At 57.8% G+C, this 7,411-nt stretch carries 5 protein-coding genes; all 5 read left to right on the top strand.

Going from position 1 to position 7,411, the window contains the following annotated elements; genetic code table 11:
* Positions 1–664: 664 nt before the first annotated feature.
* A complete protein-coding gene (locus AC07RN_RS20840) occupies positions 665–1,294 on the top strand; it encodes a response regulator (protein ID WP_478337199.1) in 630 nt (209 codons plus the stop codon).
* Positions 1,294–2,835, top strand: a complete 1,542-nt coding sequence (locus AC07RN_RS20835) for an MASE1 domain-containing sensor histidine kinase (protein WP_478337196.1) — start codon at positions 1,294–1,296, stop codon at positions 2,833–2,835. The genes AC07RN_RS20840 and AC07RN_RS20835 overlap by 1 nt, the downstream gene beginning before the upstream one ends.
* Before the next feature lie 85 nt (positions 2,836–2,920).
* Complete coding sequence (uhpC, locus tag AC07RN_RS20830) at positions 2,921–4,222, top strand: MFS transporter family glucose-6-phosphate receptor UhpC (RefSeq protein WP_012016239.1); 1,302 nt, start codon at positions 2,921–2,923, stop codon at positions 4,220–4,222.
* A 12-nt stretch (positions 4,223–4,234) separates the two neighbouring features.
* Entirely contained in the window at positions 4,235–5,266 is a 1,032-nt protein-coding gene (locus AC07RN_RS20825) for an ABC transporter substrate-binding protein (RefSeq protein WP_012016238.1), read from the top strand.
* 64 nt (positions 5,267–5,330) lie between these two features.
* On the top strand, positions 5,331–7,409 hold the full coding sequence (locus AC07RN_RS20820; RefSeq protein WP_478337195.1) for an ABC transporter permease: 2,079 nt from the start codon (positions 5,331–5,333) through the stop codon (positions 7,407–7,409).
* Positions 7,410–7,411: the final 2 nt, after the last annotated feature.

Raw genomic sequence — 7,411 nt, 5'->3', positions numbered from 1 at the left:
GGTAACAGTCTCAGTCCAGGGCACGGCAAACCTCCGTCAGCTGTTTACCGTACCGTTATAACCTGTTACCCATGTGCCCGGTTTAAAGTGTTACCCATGTGACCGGTTCATACATCGCCGCCCCCTTAACACGTTCACCGGTTCAGGAATGACAGAGGAGCTGAGCACGTAAGGTGAACGGAACAGACTTCCGAGCCGCCTGTTCCCCCTCACCCCAACCCTCTCCCTAATGGAGAGGGAGAAAACCAGAGCCGCCTGCCTCCCCTCACCCCAACCCTCTCCCTAAATGGAGAGGGAGAAAATAAGAGCCGCCTGTTCCCCCTCACCCCAACCCTCTCCCTAATGGAGAGGGAGAAAACCAGAGCCGCCTGTTCCCCTCACCCCACCCCTCTCCCTAAATGGAGAGGGAGAAAACCAGAGCCGCCTGTTCCCCCTCACCCCAACCCTCTCCCTAAATGGAGAGGGAGAAAACCAGAGCCGCCAGCCCCCTCACCCCAACCCTCTCCCTAATGGAGAGGGAGAAAGGCAGCACCACCTGATCCCCCGTAGGAAAAAACAATCTAAATTGCAATTCTGTTACATCCGTTACATAACCGTACGCACACGATTGCCAGCCCGGCGGCGGCAGGCATCATAGAGAAACTATTCAGCAAAGGTATGAATGATGATCAAAGTGGTGCTGGTGGACGACCACGTGGTGGTCCGATCTGGATTCGCTCAGCTGTTAAATCTGGAAGAGGATCTGATCGTCGAAGGCCAATACGGCAGCGCCACCGAAGCCTGGCCAGCCTTGTCACGTAACGATATTGACGTCGCGGTGATGGACGTCGCCATGCCCGACGAAAATGGTCTCAGCCTGTTGAAACGCCTGCGTCAGCAGCGCCCCGGCTTTCGCGCAATCATTCTCAGTATTTATGATACTCCGGCGTTTGTGCAGAGCGCGCTCGACGCAGGCGCCAGCGGATATCTCACCAAACGCTGCGGCCCAGAAGAGCTGGTACAGGCCGTACGCTCGGTCGGGATGGGTGGACATTATCTTTGCGCCGATGCGGTCAAAGCCCTGCGCGGCGGCCAGCCCGTATCCAAAGTGCTCGATGTACTGACCCCACGCGAACGCGAAGTGTTCGACCTGCTGGTGAAAGGTGAAAGCGTCAAAGCCATCGCCTTTACGCTCGAACTGAGCCACAAAACGGTACACGTGCATCGCGCCAATGTGCTGGGGAAATTGCAGTGCAGCAGCACCATCGAACTGGTGCATTTCGCTCTCAATAATCAGCTGCTGACGGGCCACTGATGCGGCGATCCGTGCGGCACATTATCCTCTCGCTGTTCATTATGCTGGCCTGGGGCACCGGCTGGCTGATGCTGTGGACGCTCAGTTTTTATCTGACGCACAACGGCCAGCAGGCCGCACTGTTCCTGCCGCAGGGCGTGTACCTGGCGCTGCTGATTTTGCTGTCGCGCCGCTTCTGGCCGGCGTTAATTCTGTCGACTCTCGTTGCCATCGGGTGGTTGCACAGCGAACAGCTCCTGACCCGCGACGAGATGCTGGCGGTTCCGCTGATTGGGACGGCCGCCGCCTGGCTGACGCAACGCTACTGGCACCGTTTCCCGCTGTACTGGCAGCGTCTTTCCCTGCTGATTGCGGCGGTGACGTTCAACGCGCTGCTGCAAACGTTGCTGCTGTCACCGTTTCTGGAAAGCCCCGGCACGCTTCTGCTGCTGGCCTCTTTTACCGGCGGGGTGTTGCTCACGCCGTTTGTCTATCTGGTGTTTGAGTTTTTGCGCCAGCAGCATCGCTACCATTTGCTCGGGCTGGACACCAGCAATCCACCGCTGCGCACCTCGCTTATCATCTGGTGCAGCCTGTTTTTTATCATCGGGATCGGCACGCAAATGGTGCTCTCCCCCGCCCTTGAGCGCCTGCTGCTGATTGTGGTGTTTCTGCCAAACGTGGTGATGGCGTGGAAGTTTGGCTGGCAGGGCGGCGTGCTGTCTGGGCTGCTGGGCAGCATGATGATCACCATCGCGCGCCAGGTTGGCGTGGGGTTTACCGATCTGATGGAGCTGGAGATTTTCCTCGCCACCCAGTCGTTGCTCGGGATTGGCCTGGGGATCGCCATCAGCCGTCAGCAGCAGCTGGCGCTGAATCTTGACCACTATCGTCGTCGACTGGAGACCGAACTTCAGGCCCGGCGAGCGCTTACCGAAAAGCTGATCCACACCGAAGAAGATACCCGCAAGCATCTGGCTCGCGAGCTGCACGACGAGATTGGTCAGAACATTACCGCCATTCAAATTCAGTCTCAGCTGGTCAAGCGCGCGGGCGATACCCCGCTGGCGGTTGAGGCGGCCGGACAAATCAACGAACTGGCGCGGCGGATTCATCACTCGACCCGCCAGCTGCTGCGCCAGCTGCGCCCGCCCGTGCTTGACGAGCTGTCGCTGAAAGAGGCGCTGCATCATCTGGTCAACGAATTTGCCTTTGCCGAGCGCGGGATTACCTGTCGGTTTGAGTATCAGCTGCCCGCGCCACCGGAAAATGAAACCCTGGTATTCACCCTGTATCGCCTGTTGCAGGAACTGCTGAATAACGTCAGTAAACACGCCGATGCCAGTGAAGTGACGATTGTTCTTCGCCAGCAGGAAAACCGGCTGCATCTGGAAGTCGCGGACAATGGCAGCGGCATCAGCGCGGAAAAAACCTCCGGCTTTGGGATTCAGGGGATGCGCGAGCGCGTCCACGCTCTCGGGGGCGAATTTACGCTGAGCTCCCACGCCGGTACGCGCGTAATTGTTAACCTGCCCACAATTTTGCAACAAACACTTCACTAACCAGGAAAAAGTCTTAGTCACTCCAGACTTTCTCTCATCCCTTTTTCGTCGCGCTTTCATACAGTCATCTCAAACGGAGAACGCCATGCACGCACTGTCTGCTGAAGAGATTACTCAACGCTATCGGGCGATACGCCCACGATTGCTGTTGTGCATGGCCATCGGGTACGCCGCGTTTTACCTGACGCGCAAGAGCGTGAATTACGTGTTACCCGCGCTGCAAATGGATTTGGGGCTGAGTAAGAGCGATATCGGGCTGATCGGTTCGCTGTTTTATCTGAGCTACGGGCTGTCGAAATTTGCCGCCGGTCTGTGGCATGACAGCCACGGGCAGCGGGCATTTATGGGTATCGGCCTACTGGCAACCGGCGTGCTGAACGTGCTGTTTACGTTTAGCGATTCGTTCCCGCTGCTGCTGTTTATCTGGACGCTGAACGGCTTCTTTCAGGGATGGGGATGGCCGCCGTGCGCCCGATTGCTCACCCACTGGTATTCGCGCAACGAGCGCGGCTTCTGGTGGGGCTGCTGGAATACCTCCATCAATATTGGTGGCGCGATTATTCCATTGATATGTGCCTTTGCCGCCCATCTTTGGGGCTGGCAGGCAGCGATGCTGACACCGGGGATCATCAGCATTGTACTCGGCATTTGGCTGACCACGCAGCTGCGGGGAACACCGCAGGAAGAGGGTCTGCCGACGGTCGGGGAGTGGCGCAACGATCCGCTGGAGTTGCGCCAGGAACAGCATAGCCCGCCGATGGGGCTGTGGCAGATGTTACGCACGACGATGCTGCAAAACCCGATGATCTGGCTGCTCGGCGCATCGTACGTGCTGGTGTATCTGATCCGAATTGCGCTGAACGACTGGGGCAATATCTGGCTGTCAGAAAGCCACGGCGTCAATCTGTTGAGCGCCAACGCCACGGTGATGCTGTTTGAAGTGGGCGGTTTACTGGGCGCGCTGTTCGCCGGTTGGGGTTCGGACCTGCTGTTTAGCGGCCAGCGTGCGCCGATGATTTTGCTGTTCACGCTGGGATTGATGGTTTCCGTTGCCGCGCTGTGGCTGGCACCGGTTCACCACTACGCCCTGCTGGCGATGTGCTTTTTTACCGTCGGATTTTTTGTTTTTGGCCCGCAGATGCTGATCGGCCTTGCCGCCGTGGAGTGCGGGCACAAACAGGCAGCAGGCTCGATTACCGGTTTTCTCGGCGTGTTTGCCTATCTGGGGGCGGCGCTGGCCGGGTGGCCGCTGTCGTTGGTTATCGAACATTACGGCTGGTCGGGGATGTTCAGTTTGCTCTCGATTGCCGCCGTACTGATGGGTTTATTGCTGATGCCGCTGCTGATGTCGGGCATCACCGCTTCTCGCAGTCACATAACGTCCTAAAAAGGCTGAATAATGAAAACAACGCTCCTCTCTACCCTCATTGCTTCTGGGATCGCGCTGGCCACCTTGACGGGTGCCGCGCAGGCTAAAGGCCGTCTGGTGGTGTATTGCAGCGCCACCAACGAAATGTGTGAAACCGAAACCAAAGCCTTTGGCGATAAGTACGACGTCAAAACCTCGTTTATCCGCAACGGCTCCGGCAGCACGCTGGCGAAAGTCGATGCCGAGAAGAAAAACCCGCAAGCTGACGTCTGGTACGGCGGCACGCTGGACCCGCAATCACAGGCCGGTGAAATGGGCCTGTTGCAGCCGTATAAATCGAAAAATCTTGAGCAGATCATGGAGAACTTCCGCGATCCGGCCAAAGTAAAAGGCAACCTGTCTTCAGCGGTGTACGTCGGGATTTTAGGCTTTGGCGTCAACACCCAGCGCCTGAAAGAGAAAAACCTGCCGGTACCCAAATGCTGGAAAGATCTGACCAAGCCTGAATACAAAGGCGAGATCCAGATTGCCGATCCGCAAAGTTCCGGCACGGCGTATACCGCGCTGGCGACCTTCGTGCAGCTGTGGGGCGAAGATCAGGCGTTCGATTACCTGAAACAGCTGAACAGCAACGTGTCGCAGTACACCAAATCCGGTATCGCTCCGGCACGTAACGCCGCGCGCGGTGAAACCGCCATCGGGATTGGCTTCCTGCACGATTACTCGCTGGAAAAAGAACAGGGCGCACCGCTGGAGCTGATTTCACCGTGCGAAGGCACCGGGTATGAAATCGGCGGCGTGAGCATTCTGAAAGGTGCGCGTAACGAAGAAAACGCGAAGCTGTTTGTGGATTGGGTGCTGTCGAAAGAGGCCCAGGAGCTGGCATGGAAGAAAGGCAAATCCTACCAAATCCTGACCAACACCACGGCAGAAACCTCGCCGAACTCACTGAAGCTCGACGACCTGAAATTGATAAGCTACGACATGGATAAGTACGGCTCAACGGATGTGCGCAAGGCACTGATCAACAAATGGGTCAGCGACGTGAAGATGGGTAAATAAGCCCGCGAACAGTGGTTATCGCCCGGCGGATTTTCCCGTCGGGCCTCCAACACCCGGAAAACGTATGTCACACACATTAGCTCTCCATCCCGCCAAAAAACGGGATGCGGTATTCCTTTGGGTTTTACTTGGCTGGCTGGCGTTTGCCCTGCTGCCAAGCTGGAGCCTGGATTACGGCCTGCTGGAGTCGACGCGCGACGAGATCCTCGACGCCTACAGCTGGTCACATTTCAACGTTAGCTGGCTGTGGTATTTACTGCCGAGCCTGCTGCTGGTGCGTCCGTTCAGTGAAGCGAAACGCGAACAGATTAGCCGCCATTATATTGATGCGGGATGGGCGCTGCTGTGTATGGCGTTTATCGTCATCAGCGCCACGGTCGAAGGACGCGGGTTAGGTTACGCCTCTATCGTGCTGTTCGTCGCGCTTGGGGCGATCATGACGCTGGCGCTGACGCGACTCGAGTGGCTGGGCGGCGATCGCTTTGTAATTGCCTCTCTGATAACCATCGTCGCCCTGATCGGCATCTTTATCGTCTGGCCGAGCATCGCCATTTTCATTCCGATGTTCACCACCGATACGGGCGAATTTGCGCCGCTGGCCTTTATGACGGTGCTATCGCAGGCGCATATCGTTCAGGTCATTATCAACTCGATTCTGCTGTCGATTGCCGTCGGTATCGGCTGTACGTTCTTCGGGTTGGTGTTGGCGATCTACACCACCCGCATCGCCAAACGCAGCGCCATCATTGGGCGTATCTTCTCGATTCTGCCGATCGTCACCCCGCCGTTTGTGGTGGGCCTGGGCGTGACGCTGATGATGGGCCGCTCCGGCTACATCACCGAGCTGATGGTGGACTGGTTTGGCCTGACCAACACCAACTGGCTGTACGGGTTCACCGGTATCTGGCTGGCACAGGTGCTGGCCTTTACGCCGATGGCGTTCATGATCCTAGACGGGGCCATCAAAACCATTCACCCGTCGCTGGAAGAGGCGTCGTATACCCTGCGCGCCAGCCGCTGGCAGACCTTTAACGGCGTATTTGTGCCGCTGCTGAAACCCGCGCTGGCAAACGCCTTCCTGATTGTTATCGTGCAGTCGCTGGCCGATTTCAGTAACCCGCTGGTGCTGGGCGGCAACTTCGACGTGCTCGCCACGCAAATCTACTTCTACATCACCGGCTCGCAGTTGGATTATCAGGCCGCCAGCACGCTCGGCGCGTTCTTGCTGGTGTTCTCGCTGCTGGTGTTCTGCATTCAGTACATGTGGATCGGCAAGCGGTCTTACGTGACCGTGTCGGGCAAATCCTACCGTGGCGACGTGCAGCCGCTACCGGTGACGCTGGTCTGGGGTGTGGTGGCGCTGTTGTCCGTCTGGATCGCCTTTAACGCCCTGCTCTACGGCAGCATTTTCTACGGCAGCTTTACGGTGAACTGGGGCGTGGATTACACCCTGACGCTGGATAACTTTATCAAGCTGTTCGGCCAGGGCATGAGCGACGGGGCGTGGCCTTCACTGCTCGATACGCTGCTGTACGCCGGGATCGCCGCACCGATCACCGCCGGTTTTGGCCTGCTGATCGCCTGGGTGGTCGTGCGCCAGCAGTTCCGTGGCAAAAAGACTATCGAGTTCACCACCATGCTGTGCTTCGCCGTGCCAGGCACCGTGGCGGGCGTGTCGTACATTCTGGCCTTTAACAGCGCGCCGGTTTACCTCACGGGAACCGCCGCGATTGTGATTATCTCGATGGTGATGCGTAACGTGCCGGTGGGCATTCGTGCCGGGATCGCGGGACTGGGGCAGATCGACAAATCGCTGGATGAAGCATCGCTTAGCCTGCGCGCCGGAAGCTTCCGGACCATCACGCATATTTTGCTGCCGCTACTGCGCCCGGCGATTCTGTCGGCGCTGATTTACAGCTTCGTGCGCGCCATTACCACCGTTAGCGCCATTGTGTTCCTCGTCACGCCGGATACCCGGGTGGCAACGGCCTACATTCTGAACCGCGTGGAAGACGGCGAATACGGCGTGGCGATTGCCTACGGCTCGATCCTGATTGTGGTCATGCTGGCGATCATTTTCCTCTTTGACTGGCTGATCGGTGAATCTCGCACTTCCCGTTCAAAAGCCAAAAACCAGGCGTAACA

It is taken from the genome of Lelliottia sp. GFLA7 (assembly GCF_056490165.1).
Note: the sequence above shows the minus strand (reverse complement) of the source record. Positions and strands in the feature narration are given on the sequence as shown.

Coding starts and splice junctions, on each gene's coding strand:
- AC07RN_RS20840 (WP_478337199.1), top strand. CDS start 665: ATGATCAAAGTGGTGCTGGTGGACGACCACGTGGTGGTCCGATCTGGA.
- AC07RN_RS20835 (WP_478337196.1), top strand. CDS start 1,294: ATGCGGCGATCCGTGCGGCACATTATCCTCTCGCTGTTCATTATGCTG.
- uhpC (WP_012016239.1), top strand. CDS start 2,921: ATGCACGCACTGTCTGCTGAAGAGATTACTCAACGCTATCGGGCGATA.
- AC07RN_RS20825 (WP_012016238.1), top strand. CDS start 4,235: ATGAAAACAACGCTCCTCTCTACCCTCATTGCTTCTGGGATCGCGCTG.
- AC07RN_RS20820 (WP_478337195.1), top strand. CDS start 5,331: ATGTCACACACATTAGCTCTCCATCCCGCCAAAAAACGGGATGCGGTA.